General features: G+C 65.1%; 18 protein-coding genes. 5 read left to right on the forward strand and 13 right to left on the reverse strand.

Annotated features, from left to right (window positions below; genetic code table 11):
• Positions 1-8 precede the first annotated feature (8 nt).
• The 4 genes from ettA to IG122_RS09570 all read right to left on the reverse strand — a co-directional run bounded on the left by ettA (position 9) and on the right by IG122_RS09570 (position 5221).
• On the reverse strand, positions 9-1691 hold the full coding sequence (ettA, locus tag IG122_RS09555; RefSeq protein WP_193182895.1) for an energy-dependent translational throttle protein EttA: 1683 nt from the start codon (positions 1689-1691) through the stop codon (positions 9-11).
• A 70-nt stretch (positions 1692-1761) separates the two neighbouring features.
• A complete protein-coding gene (locus IG122_RS09560; protein WP_193182897.1) occupies positions 1762-3207 on the reverse strand; it encodes a DUF294 nucleotidyltransferase-like domain-containing protein in 1446 nt (481 codons plus the stop codon).
• 18 nt (positions 3208-3225) lie between these two features.
• A complete protein-coding gene (locus IG122_RS24440) occupies positions 3226-4608 on the reverse strand; it encodes a 3'-5' exonuclease (protein WP_319024852.1) in 1383 nt (460 codons plus the stop codon).
• A gap of 4 nt (positions 4609-4612) precedes the next feature.
• A complete protein-coding gene (locus tag IG122_RS09570; RefSeq protein WP_193182901.1) occupies positions 4613-5221 on the reverse strand; it encodes an esterase in 609 nt (202 codons plus the stop codon).
• Between the two features lie 209 nt (positions 5222-5430).
• On the opposite strand from IG122_RS09570, the gene IG122_RS09575 reads away from it, so the two are divergent.
• From IG122_RS09575 to IG122_RS09585, 3 genes are all read left to right on the forward strand, one after another.
• Entirely contained in the window at positions 5431-5706 is a 276-nt protein-coding gene (locus tag IG122_RS09575; protein ID WP_193182903.1) for a DUF4212 domain-containing protein, read from the forward strand.
• Between the two features lie 11 nt (positions 5707-5717).
• Positions 5718-7532, forward strand: coding sequence for a sodium:solute symporter family protein (locus tag IG122_RS09580; RefSeq protein ID WP_193182905.1), 1815 nt, complete (start codon positions 5718-5720; stop codon positions 7530-7532).
• 134 nt (positions 7533-7666) lie between these two features.
• On the forward strand, positions 7667-8029 hold the full coding sequence (locus IG122_RS09585) for a hypothetical protein (protein ID WP_193182907.1): 363 nt from the start codon (positions 7667-7669) through the stop codon (positions 8027-8029).
• Positions 8030-8093: 64 nt separating this feature from the next.
• Here IG122_RS09585 and IG122_RS09590 read toward each other — a convergent pair whose 3' ends face one another.
• From IG122_RS09590 to IG122_RS09610, 5 genes are read right to left on the reverse strand one after another with little or no spacing between them, the layout of a single operon-like run.
• On the reverse strand, positions 8094-8978 hold the full coding sequence (locus IG122_RS09590) for an HpcH/HpaI aldolase/citrate lyase family protein (RefSeq protein ID WP_193182909.1): 885 nt from the start codon (positions 8976-8978) through the stop codon (positions 8094-8096).
• On the reverse strand, positions 8978-10219 hold the full coding sequence (locus IG122_RS09595) for a CaiB/BaiF CoA transferase family protein (RefSeq protein ID WP_193182911.1): 1242 nt from the start codon (positions 10217-10219) through the stop codon (positions 8978-8980). Before IG122_RS09595 ends, IG122_RS09590 begins: the two co-directional genes overlap by 1 nt.
• The gene (locus IG122_RS09600) at positions 10216-11298 is read right to left on the reverse strand and encodes a threonine aldolase family protein (RefSeq protein ID WP_193182913.1); all 1083 of its coding nucleotides are present in this window, start codon (positions 11296-11298) and stop codon (positions 10216-10218) included. The genes IG122_RS09595 and IG122_RS09600 overlap by 4 nt, the downstream gene beginning before the upstream one ends.
• The gene (locus tag IG122_RS09605) at positions 11295-11489 is read right to left on the reverse strand and encodes a hypothetical protein (RefSeq protein ID WP_193182915.1); all 195 of its coding nucleotides are present in this window, start codon (positions 11487-11489) and stop codon (positions 11295-11297) included. Before IG122_RS09605 ends, IG122_RS09600 begins: the two co-directional genes overlap by 4 nt.
• 18 nt (positions 11490-11507) lie before the next feature.
• Complete coding sequence (locus IG122_RS09610) at positions 11508-11918, reverse strand: hypothetical protein (RefSeq protein ID WP_193182916.1); 411 nt, start codon at positions 11916-11918, stop codon at positions 11508-11510.
• Here IG122_RS09610 and IG122_RS09615 point away from each other — a divergent pair.
• Together IG122_RS09615 and rpoH are read left to right on the forward strand one after the other, a co-directional pair.
• Entirely contained in the window at positions 11917-12909 is a 993-nt protein-coding gene (locus IG122_RS09615; protein ID WP_193182919.1) for an RluA family pseudouridine synthase, read from the forward strand. The genes IG122_RS09610 and IG122_RS09615 overlap by 2 nt on opposite strands.
• 166 nt (positions 12910-13075) lie before the next feature.
• On the forward strand, positions 13076-13963 hold the full coding sequence (rpoH, locus tag IG122_RS09620; protein ID WP_193182921.1) for an RNA polymerase sigma factor RpoH: 888 nt from the start codon (positions 13076-13078) through the stop codon (positions 13961-13963).
• A gap of 22 nt (positions 13964-13985) precedes the next feature.
• On the opposite strand, the gene IG122_RS09625 is transcribed toward rpoH, so the two are convergent.
• The 4 genes from IG122_RS09625 to IG122_RS09640 all read right to left on the reverse strand — a co-directional run bounded on the left by IG122_RS09625 (position 13986) and on the right by IG122_RS09640 (position 19171).
• Positions 13986-14486, reverse strand: coding sequence for a hypothetical protein (locus IG122_RS09625; RefSeq protein ID WP_193182923.1), 501 nt, complete (start codon positions 14484-14486; stop codon positions 13986-13988).
• A 63-nt stretch (positions 14487-14549) separates the two neighbouring features.
• Entirely contained in the window at positions 14550-16550 is a 2001-nt protein-coding gene (locus tag IG122_RS09630; protein WP_193182925.1) for a hypothetical protein, read from the reverse strand.
• 118 nt (positions 16551-16668) lie between these two features.
• Positions 16669-17961 (reverse strand): adenylosuccinate synthase, encoded by a 1293-nt coding sequence (locus IG122_RS09635; RefSeq protein ID WP_193182927.1) that lies wholly within the window; start codon positions 17959-17961, stop codon positions 16669-16671.
• Between the two features lie 49 nt (positions 17962-18010).
• Positions 18011-19171 (reverse strand): ATP phosphoribosyltransferase regulatory subunit, encoded by a 1161-nt coding sequence (locus IG122_RS09640; protein WP_319024853.1) that lies wholly within the window; start codon positions 19169-19171, stop codon positions 18011-18013.
• Positions 19172-19310: the final 139 nt, after the last annotated feature.

The following is a 19310-nucleotide window of genomic DNA, read 5'->3' on the forward strand; positions in this document are numbered from 1 at the left end:
CTCTTCGCTCAAGCGGGGGAGGACGGCTTGTACTTGGTCCGGTGCGGCTCGAGCGCCTCGGCGCCGAGACGGGCCTTCTTGTCTTCCTCGTAAGCCTGGAAGTTCCCCTCGAACCACTCGACGTGGCTGTCGCCCTCAAAGGCGAGGATGTGGGTCGCGATCCGGTCGAGGAACCAGCGGTCGTGGGTGATGACCACGGCGCAGCCGGCGAACTCGAGCAGCGCCTCTTCAAGCGCCCGCAGCGTATCGACGTCCAGGTCGTTGGTCGGCTCATCGAGGAGCAGCAGGTTGGCGCCGGACTTCAGCATCTTGGCGAGGTGGACGCGGTTGCGCTCCCCGCCGGAGAGCTGGCCGACCTTCTTCTGCTGGTCGGCCCCGCGGAAGTTGAACTGGCCGCAATAGGCGCGGCTCTGGATCTTGCGCTTGCCGAGCTCGATCTCGTCCAGCCCGTCGGAGATTTCCTCCCAGACGGTCTTCTTCGCATCGAGCGAATCACGGGACTGGTCGATATAACCGAGCACGACAGTGTCGCCGACGACGAAGCTGCCCTGATCGGGCTTCTCCTGACCGGTAATCATGCGGAACAGGGTCGTTTTGCCGGCACCGTTCGGGCCGATCACGCCAACGATGCCGCCCGGCGGCAGCTTGAAGGAGAGATCGTCGATCAGCAGACGGTCGCCGAAGCCCTTGGAGAGGTGCTCGGCCTCGATCACCTGGCCGCCGAGACGCGGGCCGGCCGGAATGACGATTTGCGCGATGTCATTCGCCTTCTCCTGGCTCTTGGCAAGCAGTTCCTCATAGGCATTGAGGCGCGCCTTGCTCTTGGCCTGACGCGCGCGCGGCGACTGCCGGACCCATTCCAGCTCCTCCTTGAGGGTGCGCTGGCGCGAGTCCTCGGCCCGGCCTTCCTGTTCCAGCCGCTTCTGCTTCTGCTCGAGCCAGCCGGTGTAGTTGCCCTCATATGGGATGCCGCGGCCACGATCGAGTTCGAGGATCCAGCCGGCCACCTCGTCGAGGAAGTAGCGGTCGTGGGTGACGGTCACGACGGTGCCCGGGAAATCGTGCAGGAAACGCTGCAGCCAGGCGACGGATTCGGCGTCGAGGTGGTTGGTCGGCTCGTCGAGCAGCAGCATGTCCGGCGCGGAGAGCAGCAGCTTGCAGAGCGCGACGCGGCGGCGCTCGCCGCCGGACAGGTTGGTGACGTCGGCGTCCCCCGGCGGCAGACGCAGCGCGTCCATTGCGATCTCGACCTTGCGGTCCAGATCCCAGGCGTCGGCGGCATCGATCTTCTCCTGCAGCTCGGCCTGCTCGGCGAGGAGATCGTTCATCTCGTCGTCGGTCATCTCCTCGGCGAAGCGGGCGCTGACCTCATTGAAGCGGTCGAGCAGGTCCTTGGTCTCGCCCATGCCTTCCATGACGTTGCCATGCACGTCCTTGTCGGGATTGAGCTGCGGTTCCTGTGCCAGGTATCCGATCTTCACGCCGTCTGCCGCCCAGGCCTCGCCCAGGAATTCCGTATCGACGCCCGCCATGATCTTCAGCAACGTCGACTTACCGGCGCCGTTGCCGCCGAGCACGCCGATCTTGGCGCCCGGCAGGAAGGACAGATGGATGTTCTTCAGAACCTCGCGCCCGCCGGGATAGGTCTTGCTCAGACCCTTCATCACATAGATGTACTGATAGGCTGCCAAGGGGCCGCTCCTGTCGAGAATGAAAGACGTCAGAGGGCGCAGTTTTAGACAAGTGCGGCGGCGGCGGCAACTAGCCGCTGATCGCGCCCTGAACCATCGGCTGAAGCAAATCGATCACCTCGAGGTGGGCGCGCAACCTGCGGCGCTCCTGGCGGTCGAGAAGCGCGGGATCGATCTTCGACGAGGGCGGCAGTCCAGCTTCGAGATCGGCCAGTTGCTGCCGCAGGACAATGGCCATGATCGCTTCGAGCGCCTCCGCCGCTGCCGCGGCGTCGCCAGTCGAGAGCACGCCCTTCTCCCTTAGTAGCCGCAGACGCTCGGTCGTGGAGGTTACCTCGATCTGATGACGCAGTGCGAGGACACGGGCGGCGGAGACCAGCGGCAGGGTCCCGCCGATTTTCAGATCCACCCGCCCGTCCTTGAGCTGGAAGCCGCTCAGCAGCCCGAAAGCGTCCCAGGCGAGCGGCGGTCGGAATCCCCCGATATGCTGCACGAGATTGCCGAGGAACACGGTCTGCTTCTCGACCGCGCCGATCGCGTCGCGGCGCAGCGATGCTGCGAGAGCCGCATCTCCCAGCACCGGAGCGAAATCGAAGAAGATATCGACATTCATGATGCTCTCGCCGCGCCCGCTGCGGATCCAGCCCGCGACCCGCTCGCGCCAGCTTGCCGGCGTCCCGCGCCAGAGCGGGTTCGACGCCATCACGCCGCCGTTGCAATAGGGCACGCCGGCCGCATCGAGGATATCGGATAGCCGCTTGCCCCACTCCGCGAACCAGGCGTCGTCCGCATCGGCCCCGTCGAAGATCACGGCATTGTCCTGGTCCGGGGAGAGCAGGCTTTCGCCGCGCCCGCCACTGCCGAGCACCAGCAGGACGTAAGGTGCGGGCGGCGGACCGAGACCGTCTCGCTCCATAGAGGCAAGCGCCAGCAACCCCGCCCGCTCCGTCGAATCCCTCATGGCCGCGCTGATCGCGCCGGCGACCGTCGTGCCCCGGCCGCCGTCCTGCATCAGGGCCCGCACCAGGTCCGGCAACCGCGCCCGTGCGGATGCGATGGCCGCCGCGTCCGGCGCCGCCTCGATCGCATCGCCGAGCGCGAAAGCGGCGGTATTGCGGGTCTTCAGGATGGTCCGGAGCGAGATCACGCCGACGATCCGCCCGTCAGGATCGGTCACCGCGAGATGGCGGATACCGAGCCGTTCCATCCGCCCCATCGCCTTGTAGACGAGGGCGTCAGCCGGAAGCGACTGGACGGGCGACGACATGACCGTTCCGACCGCCGCGGCGGCGCTCCCTCCGGCTGCGATGTGGCGGACGATATCCCGCTCGGTGACAATGCCCGCATGGATGCCGGTGCCCCCCCGCACCAGGATCGAGCCCACATCGCGTCCTGCCATGGCCGCAGCGGCCTCCTCCAGGCTCGCCTCCGGAGCTATATCCAGCGGTTCCCAGGCCACCACGTCGCTGAGACTGTGGCGGTAGGGATAACTGTCGAACGTGGCGCCCTCTTCCATCACTCTCTCCCCGACAGCCTATTCCCGGCCCCATGGGCGCGGCGCCGCCACGTCCAGTGCGGAGCCGTAATTGGAGATGCCCAACTGACGCAGCTCCGGCACCATCGCATTGAACAGCTCTGCGGTGACGATCGCGTCGCCGAGAGCGGTATGGCGACCGAAGATGCTCAGCCCCATCGCCTCCGCGGCACTATCGAGGCCGATCCGCTCGTCCGGCGCGATCAGCTTGAACAGCGCCATGGTATCGAGGGCCGGCACACCGATCGGGGGCAGCTTGTGCCGCTTCGCCTCCGCGGCGAGCACCGCCAGATCGAACCCGATCTGGTGCCCGACGATGACACACCCCTCACAGAACCGGGTCAGCTCCTCCCACAGCTCCGGCAGCGGCGGGGCGCCGGCGACCAGTTCGTCGCCGATCCCGTGCACCCGGAAGGATCGCTCCGGGATCTGGATTCCCGGCTTCACCAGAAGATCGAGGCAGGCGCCTGTAAAGACATGACCGTCCTGCACCCGGACCGCGCCGATGGAAACGATCCGGTCGCGTGCGGCCTCCAGCCCCGTGGTCTCGAGGTCGAGGCTGACGATAGGCAGGGAGCCGAGCGGCGTGGAATTGAGAAACGGCGCCGGCTCCGGAGCTACGCTCCCGAGGCTGAGGTCCATCGCGGTCTGTTCCGGGAGCACCTCCTCCACCGGAGCGAGGAAGGAAATGACGCCGCCTTCCGCCAGTCCGGCGATCTGGGCCTCCACACTCTTTCCCTCGGTATCGGTGAGAGCGAATTCGACCGGACGCCGGCTGTCCCGCGCGCGCCGGAGCGCCGCCCCCAGCAATCCATGATCGACGATCGAGAAGATGCTGTGTCCCGGCGCGGTGCCGAATTCGCCGAGACGCCTCCGGGCGGCGGCATTCGAGAGCGCGACGAGGCCGGTACCGGTGAAAACGATCACTGCCGCAGGGATGCCCGCGAGGACGCCGGCGATCCAGGCACCTTCGGAATCATGCCGCTGGCGGCGGATGAATGCCCGCTCGATCGTCTGCGACAGTCCCGCGATCTCGCCCGGCCCGCCGGTGAATTGCCGCCATCGCGCCGGCAGCCGTCCGGTGCTGGCCGCGAGGTCGAGATCCTCCTTCATCCTGTCGAGATCGCCGATATGCGCCGCGATGATGCCATAGACCGCGTAGGTGAGCACGGCCGCCGCCACGGTGCCGACCGCGGGCAGGACGAGCAGCGTCCAGTCCTGCTCGTCGGCAAGCAGGACGTGACGGACGGCAAAGATCACGAGCGCGAGGGCAAGGATCGCCGGGATCGCCGAGAGCAGGACCGCATGGGTGCGGCGCGTCCGATAGCGCATGACAATGGCCCGGCGGAGCGGCGAGTCGTCCCTGTCCCGCGCGGGCGCCACGGCGCTACTCGGCGGCCGGACGCACGGCGGCGAAATCCTCCGCGACCGCGTTGGCTTTCAGCGAAGACGTCAGCTGGGTCCGGATGTCCTTCCACTTGAAGCGGATGGAGTTCCGCACGATCCCCTCGTCGTGGATCTTCAGTTCGTCGGCGATCGGCGCCCAATGGATCAGGGCATCCTCGCTGCCCCTGAACGCCGCGACCGGGTCTTCCGGGTCCGGTCTGACAAGGCGCAACCTCGACTCCGCCTGCGCGACCGCCTCCGCCCAGTCGGGAACCGTCCGGGTGGGTTCCTCATATTCCGCGAGGGCCGACCGCAGGAACGAGAGCGCCAGTTCCCGCTCGCTCTCCTGATCGAGCCTTTCGCGGCAGCCCGCCGCGACATATGCCGCGAGATCGGCCGCGCAGGCGAGGAACAGCTGCCATTTCGCGATATTCAGCGATTGGGCGAAAAGATCGTCGTCGAACAGCGCCGTATAGCGCGTCCCCGCTCGGGTCCGGACATAGCCGTAAAGCGTGGTCTGGGCGACGAAGGCCGCCCGGGTACTCACGAACCCGGACGCCGATTCGATATCGTCGAGCGGCTGTTCGTTCCAGCGGGTCGAGAACGGCATAAACAGTCTCGCCTTCCGCCAAAACTCCCTCAAAACACCAGGAAACATAACAACTTTCCGAGTTTCATGCGAACTACAGTCAATTCAAGACCTTCACAAAGCTGTAGCTGATTCGACTAAACCGTCATAGACTAAGAATATTGCGTGGTACACGCGATACACAAAAAAGCCGTCAGTAAATGGCGGTGATTGGAAAGGGGGGTACCAAGATGGCGGAAGCCGACTCCAACAATGAGGCTCATTGGCAGCGCACCAAGAACCTCACTATCATCACACTGATCATCTGGTTCATCTTCGCCTTCGGCGTGCACTGGTTCGCGCCGCAGCTCAACTCAATCACCTTCCTCGGATTCCCGCTCGGCTTCTACATGGCCGGACAGGGCTCCCTGTTTGCATTCGTCGTCATCATCTTCTGGTTCGCACGCACCCAGAACAAGATCGATGAGGAATTCGGCGTCGCTGAAGACGAAAACGAGGACGAGTAGGGAGATCCGACATGAAGGGTGATTTCATCCAGAATCTGGGGAAGATCTACGGCCTCTATACCGGCGGGTTCCTCCTCTTCATTATCCTGATGGCCATTCTCGAACAGGCCGGTGTCAGTCCCGACACGATCGGTTACCTGTTCGTCGGCTTCACCATTGCGATCTACGCCCTGATCGGCGTGCTGTCGCGCACCATGGCGACGGACCAGTACTATGTCGCCGGCCGGCAGGTTCCGGCGCTCTATAACGGCATGGCGACAGCGGCGGACTGGATGTCCGGCGCCTCCTTCGTTGCCATGGCCGGCGGCATCTATTTCGGCGGTTACGGCTACATGGCCTTCCTGGTCGGCTGGACCGGCGGCTATGTGCTCGTCGCCTCGCTGATGGCGCCGTATCTGCGCAAGTTCGGCTGCTACACGGTGCCGGACTTCATCGGCACGCGCTACGGCGGCAACTTTGCCCGCCTCTGCGCGGTGATCGTTCTGGTGGTCGCGTCCTTCACCTACGTGACGGCGCAGATCAACGCCACCGGCACGGTCGCCTCCCGGGCCCTGCAGATTCCGTTCGAAGTCGGCGTCTGGTTCGGTCTTGCAGGCATCCTCGTCTGCTCGATGCTCGGCGGCATGCGGGCGGTGACCTGGACCCAGGTGGCCCAGTACATCGTGCTGATCGTCGCCTACATCGTCCCGGTCGTCTGGATGTCGAACAAGAGCGGGTTCGGCATGATTCCGCAGCTCGCCTATGGCGATGCCGTCCATCGCGTACAGGAACTCGAGGTCCTGCACCAGATCGGCACTTTGAAGCCGACGGAGAAGTTCGGCGGTCTCGCGGCCCTGGTGAACCCGATCAACGCGCCGGGCGACACCCTGATGGCGAAATGGAAGTTCGCCACGCTGGTGCTCTGCATGATGTGCGGCACGGCCTCGCTGCCTCACGTGCTGATGCGTTACTTCACGACGCCGTCCGTGCGCTCCGCGCGGATCTCGGTGGGCTGGTCGATCCTCTTCATCTTCCTGCTCTACTTCACGGCGCCGGCGCTCGCGACCTTCACCAAGCTTTCGCTGCTCGATCCGACCTTGGCGACAGGCATCATCGGCAAGTCCATCGCCGATGTGAACGCGCTCGAGTGGATCCAGAAATGGTCGGCGGTCGACTTCCTGAGAGTGTCCGACTCCAACGGGGACGGGATCCTGCAGATCAACGAGCTTTTCATGCGGGCCGACATCGTCGTGCTGGCCACGCCTGAAATCGCCGGTCTGCCCTACGTGATCTCGGGTCTGGTGGCGGCAGGCGGCATGGCCGCGGCCATGTCGACGGCGGACGGGCTGCTGCTCGCCATCGCCAACGCCCTCAGCCACGATCTGTACTACAAGATCATCGACCCGAAGGCGGAGACCAAGACCCGGCTCGTTGTGGCCCGGATTCTGCTCCTCGGCGTCGGCGCGGCCGGCGCGTTCGTGGCCAGCCTGAAGCTGACCTCGATCCTCGGTGCAGTGGCCTGGGCGTTCGACTTCGCCTGTTCCGGTCTGTTCTTCCCGCTGGTGCTCGGCATCTGGTGGAAACGGGCGAACCGACAGGGCGCGCTCGCGGGCATGATCGGCGGCTTCGTCGCGGGATCGGCGTATCTCTACTACGTCTATTTCGCCGGCGGCACGCCGTGGTTCGGCATCGACCACCTGCGCTTCGGCGTGATCGGCATGCCGGTCAGCTTGGTGCTGATGATCGTCGTCAGCCTGATGACCGAAGAACCGGACGAGGAGACCCAGCGCATGGTCGACGCGGTCCGGACGCCGCGCGGCGGCACGATCCTCGACAGCGCTCACTAAGAGACACCTTTATCATCCGGGACGGCGTCAAATCCGTCCCGGACAGGCTTGAAGAGAAATCCGGGACGGGCCAAGCTTCGTCCCGGATTTTTTATGCCCAATCAAAAAAATAAGCGGCGGGAGGATACGCCCCGATGGATGCAAGCGCCTTTCCCCTCTGGGTTCTGGTGATCGACTACCTGCTCGGCACGGTGATGTGGACCCTGTTCGGCCGTTTCGCGATGTCGATCTTCCTGCCGGAGGATTCGAATTTCTTCTTCATGCGCTTCTTCGTCCGCGTGACGAACCCGCTGCTCCGCTTCTTCGCGCCGGTGACCCCGGGCTTCCTGCTGCCCTGGCTGCACCCGCTCTATGTCGCCTGGTTCTTCTTCATGATCCGCTTCTACCTGATGCCCTGGCTGCTGGGGTACGGCGCCATGGGCATGCTGTCGCTGCCGCTGGAGAGCGAGATCTCGTATATGGTGTACGATCTGATCGGGCAGCTGCTGGGGCGGTAGGGGAGCTCTTCTTCCCCCAAGTAAGTTCGTCATCCCGGACTTGATCCGGGATGACGGTTTTCTCTTACCGCCCCGCGATCCGGTCGCGCAGCACGAGCGCGCGGCGGGCGCGTTCCACCACCGGGACGTCGATCATCTTGCCGCGGAAGCTGACCGCGCCGAGCCCCTCCGCCATCGCCGCGTCATAGGCCGCGACCATCGCTTCCGCCGTCTCGATCTCCGCCTCGGTCGGGGAGAACACCGCGTTCAGGATCGGCACCTGGGCCGGATGGACGCAGGAGGCGCCCTCCATGCCGAGGGCGCGGGCCCGTTCGGCACTGGCGCGGAACGCCTCCATGTCGGTGATCTCGGCGATCGAGCCAGCAAAGCCGAGCGGCAGGATGCCGGCCTCGCGGGCGGCGCGCTGGACGAGGCGCATATCCTCCACCAGATCCCCCGGACCGAGCGACGGCATGCCGAGGGCGGCGGAATAATCCTCCTGGCCGAGCGAGAGGCCCTTCAGGCGCCGGCTTGCCTTGGCGATCTCCCGCACATTGTTGAGCCCACGCGGGGTCTCTATCAGGCCCATGAAGCGGATCGTGCCGACCTCCAGGCCTCGTTCGCGCTCCAGTTCCTCCACGGTCTCGTCGAGGAAGGCGAGATGATCGGCGCTTTCCAGTTTCGGCAGGCAGAGGCCAGAGACCTCCGGCCAGACCGCCGCTTCGAGATCCTGCACGGCGAGCCGCCAGGGCCGGTTGATCCGGACCAGCACCTCGGTGCCAGCATTGGAGATCACCTGCGCCGCATCGCGCAGCGCTTTCCGGGCAGCAGGCTTCTCGGCCGGCGGAATGCTGTCCTCGAGATCGAGCTTGATCGCGTCGGCGCCGCGCGCGGCGGCCTTCTCGACGAAGCGTTCGTTGGTCACTGGGACATAGAGCAGCGAGCGCCAGAGCGGCAGGGTTCCGGCCATCAGATCACTCCTTCTTGCGCGAGACGCGCCTGCTCGGCGACGTCGATCCCGAGACCGCCCCAGATTTCCGCGTTATGCTCGCCGAGCTCCGGCGCAGGGCTGCGCACCGCGCCCGGCGTGCCGGAAAGCCGCGGGATTACCGCATGCATCGGCAAGGTGCCGATATCGGGATCCGGGAAGGCCTCGACCACGCCCCTTCCCTCCATGTAATCGTCGTCGGCCAACTGCGCGACGTCAGCCACCGGCCCGACGGTGACGCCGGCCTTCTCGAAGATCTCCAGGCATTCCGCCTGGGTGCGCTCGGCCATATAGTCGGCGACGATCGGATCCAGGATATCGTTGTTCTTCACCCGGTCCGTGTTCGTCCTGAAGCGCGGATCGTCGATCAGGTCCGGCCGGCCGATGGTGCGGAACAATCGCTCCGCCATCGCCTGGATCGAGCCGGAGAGCGCGACGTACTTGCCGTCCTTGCAGCGGTAGGTGTTGCGCGGGGAGGTCAGGTTGGAACGGCTGCCGGTGCGTGGCGGGACCTTGCCGGAGAGCGCGTAGTTCGCCGCCTCCGGGCCGAGGATGGCGTGGATCGGCTCGAAGAGCGAGAGATCGATGCTCTGCCCCTTCCCGCCCGAGACCTCGACGTTGCGCAATGCGACCATCACGGCGAAGGCACCGTAAAGTCCGGCGATCATGTCGGCGAGCGCCAGCGGCGGCAGTACCGGCGGCCGGTCGCCGAAGCCGTTGAGCGCGGCAAAGCCGCTCATCGCCTCGACCAGCGAGCCGAAGCCGGGCTTGTGCTTCCAGGGCCCGGTCTGGCCCCAGCCGGAGACCCGGACCAGCGTCAGCTTCGGATTACGCGCCTGAAGGACGTCCGGCCCGAGACCCCATTCCTCCAGTGTGCCGGGCTTGAAATTCTCCACCACCGCGTCGGCGGTCTCCACCAGCTTCAGGAACAGCGCCTTGCCCTCCTCCTTGCGGAGATCGAGGGTGACGCTCTTCTTGTTGCGGCAGAAAACCTTCCAGTGGGTCGCGACGCCCTCGGTGCGCCAGTTGCGCAGATCGTCTCCGAAGCCCGGTCGCTCCAGCTTGATCACCTCGGCGCCGTAGTCGGCGAGCACATGGGTGACCATGTTACCGGCGACGAGGCGGGAAAGGTCGAGCACCCGGACGCCGTCGAGCGGCAGCTTCGCGCCCGTATCGTAGTCGTTCGCCGGATAGCGGCCCGGCCGTGCCTGGACCGTGCTCATGCCGCCGTTCCCTTTGCGCCGACGCGCGCGGCCTCAATGAAATGGCCGGTATCCGCTTCGCCTGTGTTGAAGGCGGTGACAAGCCTGATGCCGACCGAGCCGTCCGGCGCCTCGCCGAACGCATAGTACTGGCACCCCGCAGCACGCAGCGCCTGATGCACGGACGCGGAAATGCGGGCGAAGATCTCGTTGCCGTCCACTGGGTAGAGCAGTTCGACGCCCGGCAGGCCGCGAAGACCGTCCGTCAGCACCTTCGCCGCGCGGTTGGCGTTCGCCGCGTAGCGCAGCCAGTTATCGTTCTCGAGATAGGCGCAGAGCTGGGCCGAGAGAAACCGCATCTTGGAGAAGAGATGGCCGCCGCGCTTGCGCCGGAACTCGACGTCTTTCGCCAGCGCGGGATCGAAGAAGATCACAGCTTCGGCGGCGAAGGCGCCGTTCTTGGTAGCGCCGAAGGAGAGCACGTCGACCCCGGCCTTCCAGGTCGCTTCAGCCGGCGAGCAGCCGAGCCCGTTCACCGCGTTGGCGAAACGGGCGCCGTCCATGTGCAGCTTCAGGCCGTGGGCATGGGCGACGTCGGCGATCGCGCGGATCTCGTCGAGCGTGTACGCGGTCCCCGTCTCCGTCAGCTGGCTGATGCTGACGGCAGCCGGTTGGGCGTGATGCACCGCCGAGGCCGCACTCGGATCTCCGAGTTTCGCCTTCAGGGTCTCCGCCGAGAATTTGCCGTCGGCGCCGCCGAGCAAGGTGAGCTTGCCGCCGCCAATAAAAAATTCCGGTGCCGCGCACTCATCTTCCTCGATATGCGCGCCCTCGTGGCAATAGATCACGCCGTAGGGCGGCGAGAGAGTGGCGAGCGCGATGGAGTTGGCCGCCGTGCCGGTCGCGACCGGATAGGCCGCGAGTTCGGTCTCGAAGGTCTCCGCCGCCATCCGGCGGAACTTGTCGGTCAGATCGTCATTCCCGTAGGGCATGGCGAACCCGGACGCCGCCTCGCTGAGAGCCGCCACGATCTCGGGCGCCGCGCCGCCGACATTGTCGCTGGCGAAATTGACCTTCCAGTCGTTGGAATTGGTGCTCATGCCTTGCTTTCCGGAATAAGGGCGACACTGCCGAGCGGATCGCCCGTCGAGAGATCGACGACGATCAGGCGCACCAGATCCTCCGGGCCCGTCACCTGCAGGATCATCTTGCCTTCATGGTACTGCGCCGGACCAAGCGTCGCGCCGTCCGGAATCACAACGCGCAGCGTCTCCGAGTTCCATTTGCTCATAGTCGTTCCTCAAAATGATCAGTTCGAAGGTGGGGCCAACTCAAATGTGCCGAGTTGCTTTCCGGTCGCCAGGTCGAAAACCAGAAGCCGGATTTTGCGATTGGGCATGTTCATCTGCAGAATCATACGGCCGCTGTCGAACTGCGCTGCGCCGAGCCGGCTGCCTTGCGGAATATCGATCCGGACCGTCCCGAAGGGCGTCGAGACCGCCTGGATCCCCGAAACGGCGGCTGGCGCCGAAGCGGCGGGCGCTTTCGCGGCCTCCGTTTCATCGCTTCCGGCAAGCCGGGTGGCGATGGTATAGGCGATCACGCCGAGACCGACGAAGATCATGAGTCCCATGACAACGACGGCAATTTTCGCGGGCAGCAGCCAAGAGGGCTCTGCCGGCTTCTGATTCTGATCGCTATCGGGTAGCTTCGCGGCCATGGATCCTGCTTCAGAGACACTTCAGTTAGAGATCGCCTCGGGCGAAGCCGGGCAGAGCGACGAGACAACCGACCGCATCGACCGCTGGCTTGCCGGGCGTCTCGCGGAGATGCCCGATGTGCCGAAACTGTCCCGGAGTCGGTTGAAAAATCTCATCCTGGACGGCCGCGTCAGCGCCGGAGACGCGACGATAACCGACCCCTCGGAAGCGGTCAAACCCGGGCGGACCTACCGCATTCAGGTGCCCCCGCCGGAGCCCGCGGACCCGGAACCGGAGGCCATCGCGCTGACCGTGGTCTACGAGGACAAGGACCTTATCGTGGTCGACAAGCCGGCGGGCATGGTGGTCCATCCAGCCCCCGGCAGCAGCGACGGCACGCTTGTGAATGCCCTGCTCGCCCATTGCGGCGGCAGTCTTTCTGGGATCGGCGGCGTCCGGCGCCCGGGGATCGTGCACCGCATCGACAAGGATACCAGCGGACTGATGGTCGTGGCCAAGAGCGACGAGGCGCATCACGGGCTGGTCGTGCAGTTTGCCGCCCACACGATCGAGCGGCTTTATCGGGCGGTCACCCGCGGCGTGCCGACGAAACGGGCTGACCGGATCGAGGGCGCCATCGGGCGCAGCCAGCGCAACCGCAAGAAGATGGCGGTGACGTCGAACGGCAAACCGGCGGTGACGCACTACAAGGTCATCGAACGCTTCGGCACCCGCGCAGCTCTGGTCGAGTGCAGGCTGGAAACCGGACGGACGCACCAGATCCGCGTCCACATGTCCCATATCGGCCATCCGCTGATCGGCGACCCGCTTTACGGACGCGGCCACAAGGCAGGCGATCCGGAAGCAGTGAAAGCCTTCCGCCGACAGGCCCTGCACGCCGCGGTTATCGGCTTCGAACACCCGGTCACGAAGGAATGGTTGCGCTTCGAAAGCGCCCTTCCGGACGACATGGAAGCGCTGCTCGCCGGACTCCGGCAGTCTGGTGAATAAGATTGTTTTCCTATGGCGACCAATAGACCGTTAACAAGGCCTTAAAATCGCCACAGAAGAACACTACATAGTGTACCAGACGGGGGAACAAGAAGCGTTTGGGCGCGTGCCCCCGAAACCGGCGGATAAAGGACGAAGCCGCCGGAGACGTGACGAAGGGGATCACATGGCACAGGCGACACAACTTCCGACGCTTACTGCTGAAGGCAACCTCACCCGCTATCTGCAGGAAATCCGCAAATTTCCGATGCTGAAGCCGGAAGAGGAGTACATGCTCGCCAAGCGCTGGCGCGAGCATGACGATTCAGAAGCCGCGCACAAGCTCGTCACCAGCCATCTCCGCCTCGTGGCGAAGATCGCCATGGGATATCGCGGCTATGGTCTCCCCGTCGCCGAACTGATTTCCGAAGGCAATGTCGGCATGATGCAGGCGGTGAAGCGCTTCGATCCGGAACGCGGCTTCCGCCTCGCGACCTATGCGATGTGGTGGATCCGTGCCGCGATCCAGGAATATATCCTGCACTCATGGTCGCTGGTGAAGATCGGTACCACGGCGGCGCAGAAGAAGCTCTTCTTCAACCTGCGCAAGCTCAAGGGCCAGATGCAGGCGATCGAGGAAGGCGACCTCTCGCCCGAACGGGTGACGGCAATCGCGACGAAGCTGGAAGTTCCGGAACAGGACGTCATCAACATGAACCGGCGCCTCTCGGCCCCGGACCATTCCCTGAATGCCCCGCTGCGAGTCGAGGGCGAAGGCGAATGGCAGGACTGGCTGGTCGACGAGAACGAGAGCCAGGAAGAGGTTCTGGCCGAGAGCGAGGAACTGGACCAGCGGCGCAAGCTGCTCGCGGTCGGCATGGAGGCACTCAACGAACGTGAACGCCACATCCTGACGGAGCGTCGCCTGCTGGAAAATCCGACAACGCTCGAGGATCTGAGCCAGGAATACGGCATCAGCCGGGAACGGGTGCGGCAAATCGAGGTCCGCGCCTTCGAGAAGCTGCAGAAGGCGATGCGGAACGCCGCCATCGAACAGCGGCTCGAAACCGCCTGAGCAAGATATCCTGCCGGGGCGCTCAGCTTTCCTGCTTGGCGTCCCCGGCAGCCTTCGCTTCCCTCTTTTCGGAATCGTCGAGCGCCCCCGCCACGCCGGGGCCCCATTCCTCGACCAGTTCGCGCTGGCGCCGGCGTAGCCGGCCGATGCGCTGCTCGATCCGCATCGCGATGCCCATCGAGACGATCCCCGGCGCGATGAGGTAGATGCACCAGCCGAGCCCAGCCGCCCCCAGCATGGTGAGCCAGGCGAAAGGATCGGCCATGATGGCGAAGGCGCGCTCGTAGGAATGCCCCTCCGTCCAGAGCTGGGCGACGAAGGGCAACACGCCGACGAAATTCATGCAGCCGACGCAGAGCGTGGTGTACTTCTCCCGCCGCCGGTCGATCGCCATGGCGGCGAAGGTCGGCATCATGCCGATCCCGAGCAGAAGCACGGTCGGCAGAGTGAACAGCATCAGCCCGCCGACGATCGTAATGACGATCACCTTCATCGAAGCGGCATTTGCCGAACTTGCTGCCATCGCCCGTCCCGATACATCCAAATGCCGGCGGAAACCTCCGCCGCGAACATCCGATCCGCGAGTTTATACCAAATAAAGGATTACGATAGCGGTGGTTCCAACGCTGCCGACCACGCCCGAGACCACGGCGGCGGCCTGCTCGCCGACTTCCGCCGCCAGACTGTCCTTGTTCTGCAGATCCAGATTCATCTGCGCGATCTGGACAGCGCACTGGGCGAATTCCTGCTGCGCGCGCTGGTATCCCTGCTGATCCCGCTGCTGCGCGCGCTGATCGTCGAATATCTTCAGAATTTCCCCGAGCTGCCCCGAATCCGACGCCTTCATCACACTGTTCTCGACCGCCGCCCGGGCCTTCAGATTGTGAAAGGCATTGACCGCGGGCTTCATCAGCTCGACGAACCAGTGGCTCAGTCCCGGCATCGGACCGTTGCGCGAGAGCGTCTGGATCCGCGCGAGCAGGCGCAACACATTGAGCGCATCGATGGCAGGACGGGTGTCGGAGGAATTGCCGAGCGGCCGCAGCAGACGGTCGTCGATATCGGGGGACCTGGCGCCGAGGAAAGCCGCGAGATGGCGATCCATCGGGATCGGCGGCCGCCGGCCTTGCTGCGCCACGGCCTCCAGAGCCGGGATCACCTCTTCCGGGTCCGTCACATAGAGATGCTCGATCATCGAGCTCATGCAGTGGATGTCTTCGTTCAGCTCGTAGAGCACCCGCTCGATCCCGTATCCGGGGCCGGTGCTGTTGAGCAGGGTCGGCAGCTTGTCGAACTTGGAGAACAGTCCGAGCAAGTCCTGTTTCGACCGGGTCTGCACCGACATCCAGGGGCCGACGGAGCGGCTGCCGATGAAGGCCGCGACCTTCTGCCGGGTGGCGTCATCGTTGAAATTGAGTGCCAGCGTCGGGCCGACCCCGTCGATATGGGTCGAAAACCCCTTGTGCCGCATCGGCGCGGCCGGATCGAGGCCGATCGCGACCCGCGTGATCAGGCGCGCATCCTCTTCCTTCGGCGCGCTCTGGATGCCGTTCGCCCCGCCGGTCACCTTGTTGACCGCCTCGACGACATTCTCGTTGCCAAGCGAGCGTCGCAGCCAGTTGTCGAAATCCTGTCCCCGGACCAGTTCCGCGGCCGTGTTCCAGTTCCGCCCGATCGCATGGGCGACCGATCGGACGTTCTCGTAGGAACCGCCGCCGACCATCAGCGGGCGGGCAGCTTTCTGCGGCAGCTTGACCTGCTTCGGCGTCAGCCGGCGCCCACCGAGCCAGAGTTCGACATCGCGGATGGTCCAGCGCTCGCGCGGCTCGTCGGTCAGGAGACCGCGCAGCAGCTCGACCATGTTCATCTGCAGCCGGGTGCCGCCGACGAGACAGGCGTAGGACCCGAGATTGATCCGGTCGAAGATCGCGCGCTGCGGATCCGGATCCTCCGGCAGCATCCTGCCGGTCACGAGACTGAGCACGGTTGCGCCGACCGAGAAGAGATCGTCGAGCACGCTGCCGTCGCCCCGCGCAGTGCGGTCCGCCATCGCGTTTTCGAGACTCTCGTACTTGTCCGGCTGGAAGAGCCCGGCGGGGCAGCTGATGCATTCTCCAAGCATCACGGAGCGGCGGTTGGGGTCACTGTAGAACAGATTATCCGGACGAATGTTCCGGTGGGTCACGCCGCGCTGGGACATTTCGCGCAGACTGGCGACAAGCGGTGTCAGGAACCCGCGGGTCAGTTGCTCGTCCGTAAAAGGCTCGATCGTGTCGTCCTCGGACTTGAAGACCCGCCCGCCGCGCGGCCGGTCCACGACCAGAACCGGCATCCTCCGGCCGGTGAGGGTCCAGTTGACGACGCCATGGTCCTGGACGCGCATCAGGCTGTGGTTCGGAAAGCCCTTCAGTGCGTTGATCGCCTCGACCCTGAGCGGATATTTCGGTTCGCAGACCAGAGCCACGAAATCGGCCTTGTTGTTGCCGTCACGGCAAGCATAAGCCTTCGCCGTCGGCGAATCGAAATCGGGCAAGGGCTGACCGGGGTCGATATCGAACCGGTCGTTGACTGAGACCACATCCGCCATTTTTGGCAGGTCCCTTCATCCAAGAGCTTCTTCGGTTTCCCAAGCTTTCGCCGAGAATGCAAGAAAAAGCAGAAGACGAAGGGGTTTATCCGCCGAAACTACAGTTTTCTCTCAGGCCTCAACCGCGGAACGGGTCATGCACCAGAATGGTGTCCTCGCGCTCCGGGCTGGTCGACAGCAGGGCCACCGGCGTCTCGATCAGCTCCTCGAGATAACGGATATATTTCACCGCGTTGGCCGGAAGATCCGCCCACGAACGGGCGCCGAACGTACTTTCGGACCAACCCTCGACGGTCTCGTAGATCGGCGTCACGGCGGCCTGCGGCCCGGCGCCTGCCGGGAAATAGTCCATCCGTTCGCCCTTCAGCTCGTAGCCGACGCAGATCTTCAGCTCGTCGAACCCGTCCAGCACGTCGAGCTTGGTGAGAGCGATGCCGTCGACGCCGGATACTTTCAGCGCCTGGCGGACCATCACCGCGTCGAACCAGCCGCAGCGCCGCTTGCGTCCGGTGACGGTGCCGAACTCGCGCCCGCGCTCGCCGAGCCGCTGACCATTCTCGTCGTTGAGTTCCGTCGGAAACGGACCGGAGCCGACGCGCGTGGTGTAGGCCTTCACCAGGCCAAGCACGTAGCCGACATCCCGCGGGCCGAGGCCGGAGCCCGCCGCGGCCTGACCGGCGACGGTGTTGGAAGAGGTGACGAACGGATAGGTGCCGTGGTCGACATCGAGCATCACGCCCTGCGCGCCCTCGAAGAGGATCCGCTTGTCGTTCGCCGCCGCTGCCTGAAGCTCGCGCCAGACCGGACGCACGAACGGCAGCACCGTCTGCGAGATCTCGGCAAGCTGGACCAGCGTCTCCTCCGGATCGACGAGATCCTCGCCGGCGCCCTTCAGGAAGATGTTGTGATGCGCGATCAGTTCGCGCACCCGGACAGCGAGGCAATCCGGATCGGCGAGATCGGATACCTTCACTGCACGACGGGCGACCTTGTCCTCATAGGCCGGGCCGATGCCGCGGCCGGTGGTGCCGATCTTGCCCTCGCCCTTTACCGCTTCGCGGGCCTGGTCGATCCGGCGGTGTACCGGCAGGATGAGCGAGGCGTTGTCCGCGATCACGAGGCTGTCGGTGGAGATCTTCACGCCGGCCTTGCCGAGAGTCTCGATCTCGCTCGCCAGCGCCCAGGGATCGATCACGACGCCGTTGCCGATCACCGAGAGTTTACCTTCGCGCACCACACCTGACGGCAGCAGACTCAGCTTGTAGGTCTGATTGCCGATGACGAGCGTATGGCCCGCATTGTGTCCGCCCTGGAAGCGCACGATCACATCCGCGCGCTCCGAGAGCCAGTCGACGATCTTCCCCTTGCCTTCGTCGCCCCACTGGGCGCCGATCACGGTGACGTTTCTCATGGTCTGTCTCGTCTTTCTCAGGTTCAGGCCGCAGGTCGGCGGCCCGGGTTCAGAGCGCGACCGGCGCTCCGTTCTTCAGCAGATGGGTACAGCCGAGGCGCGACGCTTCTAGCGCCGGATCGCCTTCCTTGTCCAATCCTGCAATGGTGATCCAGCCGTCGGTGCGCAGTTTGCGTGCTGTCTCCGGGGAGGTACCGAACGGCAGGTAGAGCCTTTCCGGGCGCGTGGGTTCCGGCAGCGCGCGCATCACGGATTCCATGTAGAGCGTGAAGCCGGCCGAACGCAGCCCCTCGCCGCCATCCACCCGGTAGCGGCCGCCGCGTCCGAGCTCGCCGCGTACGCCGCGCGAGAACAGACTGAAGCCGTAGCCGGTGTAATATTCGAAACCGCGGTTCTCCACCGGATCGATCGTCATCGCGAGATCCGGCTCGACTGCCGCCACGCTCTCGGCAATCGCGCCAACCCGCTCGATCGCCGCCCGGGCGGCGTCCGGGAGCCTGACATTCTTCAGATCGCCCAACGCCTCGCGCCAGGAATCGGTGGCATCCATCAGCTGCTTCAGGACGGGGGCCAGCGGCCCGGCAAGGCGGCTGACTTCAGCCGAGTGCTTGCGGTCGATCGCGGTGCGCAGCGCGCGCAGGGTATCGTCCGGAAGGTCCGCCTCCTCAAGCAATACCGGGATCACCCGGGGCGCCGTCAGGTCGACCGAAAGGTTCCCGACGCCGATGGCACGCAGTGCTTCGACGGCCAGCAGGATCGGCTCCACATCCGCGGCGACACTGTCGCCGCCGAGCAGTTCGGCGCCGACCTGGACCAGCTCGCGCTCCGGATTAAGCTGGTTGGCGGAGACCCGCAGGACCTCGCCCGCGTAGCAGAGGCGGAGCGGACGCGGCTCGTCGCGCAGCCGGGTGGTGGCGATGCGGGCGATCTGCACCGTCATGTCGGCGCGCACCCCCATCATCTTCTGCGAGACGGGGTCCATCAGGCGGAAAGTGCTGTTGCTCATCGCCGCGCCCGGTCCCGCGAACAGCGAGGTCTCGAACTCGACCAGCGGCGGCTTCACGAGGTCGTAGCCATGCGCGGCACACTCGGCGAGCAGGGCCCGGATCACCTCCGCCTCATGCGCCGCATCAAGCGGCAGCACGTCGCGCAATCCCGCGGGCAGCAGGGCGCGTCTGGTCAGTTCGCTCTCACTGTCTGGATGCGACACGCGGTCTCTCCGGCTCTGAAGGCAAAAAAGCGCCTTGTCCTAGCGGTTTTATGCTTCTGCCGCAACCGGATGCTGGCGCCGGGCAGGCTCCCATTTTCCGGCATGTCCCGGCAATCTTCGCCCTTTACAGGTGTGCATA

It is taken from the genome of Nisaea sediminum (genome assembly GCF_014904705.1).
In the GTDB taxonomy this organism is placed as follows: Bacteria; Pseudomonadota; Alphaproteobacteria; order Thalassobaculales; family Thalassobaculaceae; genus Nisaea; species Nisaea sediminum.

Bases quoted from the DNA above. Each gene is read 5' to 3' on its own strand.
- IG122_RS09560 (WP_193182897.1), bottom strand. From the start codon at position 3,207: ATGGAAGAGGGCGCCACGTTCGACAGTTATCCCTACCGCCACAGTCTC.
- IG122_RS09570 (WP_193182901.1), bottom strand. From the start codon at position 5,221: ATGCCGTTCTCGACCCGCTGGAACGAACAGCCGCTCGACGATATCGAA.
- IG122_RS09575 (WP_193182903.1), top strand. From the start codon at position 5,431: ATGGCGGAAGCCGACTCCAACAATGAGGCTCATTGGCAGCGCACCAAG.
- IG122_RS09580 (WP_193182905.1), top strand. From the start codon at position 5,718: ATGAAGGGTGATTTCATCCAGAATCTGGGGAAGATCTACGGCCTCTAT.
- IG122_RS09585 (WP_193182907.1), top strand. From the start codon at position 7,667: ATGGATGCAAGCGCCTTTCCCCTCTGGGTTCTGGTGATCGACTACCTG.
- IG122_RS09590 (WP_193182909.1), bottom strand. From the start codon at position 8,978: ATGGCCGGAACCCTGCCGCTCTGGCGCTCGCTGCTCTATGTCCCAGTG.
- IG122_RS09595 (WP_193182911.1), bottom strand. From the start codon at position 10,219: ATGAGCACGGTCCAGGCACGGCCGGGCCGCTATCCGGCGAACGACTAC.
- IG122_RS09600 (WP_193182913.1), bottom strand. From the start codon at position 11,298: ATGAGCACCAATTCCAACGACTGGAAGGTCAATTTCGCCAGCGACAAT.
- IG122_RS09605 (WP_193182915.1), bottom strand. From the start codon at position 11,489: ATGAGCAAATGGAACTCGGAGACGCTGCGCGTTGTGATTCCGGACGGC.
- IG122_RS09615 (WP_193182919.1), top strand. From the start codon at position 11,917: ATGGATCCTGCTTCAGAGACACTTCAGTTAGAGATCGCCTCGGGCGAA.
- IG122_RS09610 (WP_193182916.1), bottom strand. From the start codon at position 11,918: ATGGCCGCGAAGCTACCCGATAGCGATCAGAATCAGAAGCCGGCAGAG.
- rpoH (WP_193182921.1), top strand. From the start codon at position 13,076: ATGGCACAGGCGACACAACTTCCGACGCTTACTGCTGAAGGCAACCTC.
- IG122_RS09625 (WP_193182923.1), bottom strand. From the start codon at position 14,486: ATGGCAGCAAGTTCGGCAAATGCCGCTTCGATGAAGGTGATCGTCATT.
- IG122_RS09630 (WP_193182925.1), bottom strand. From the start codon at position 16,550: ATGGCGGATGTGGTCTCAGTCAACGACCGGTTCGATATCGACCCCGGT.
- IG122_RS09635 (WP_193182927.1), bottom strand. From the start codon at position 17,961: ATGAGAAACGTCACCGTGATCGGCGCCCAGTGGGGCGACGAAGGCAAG.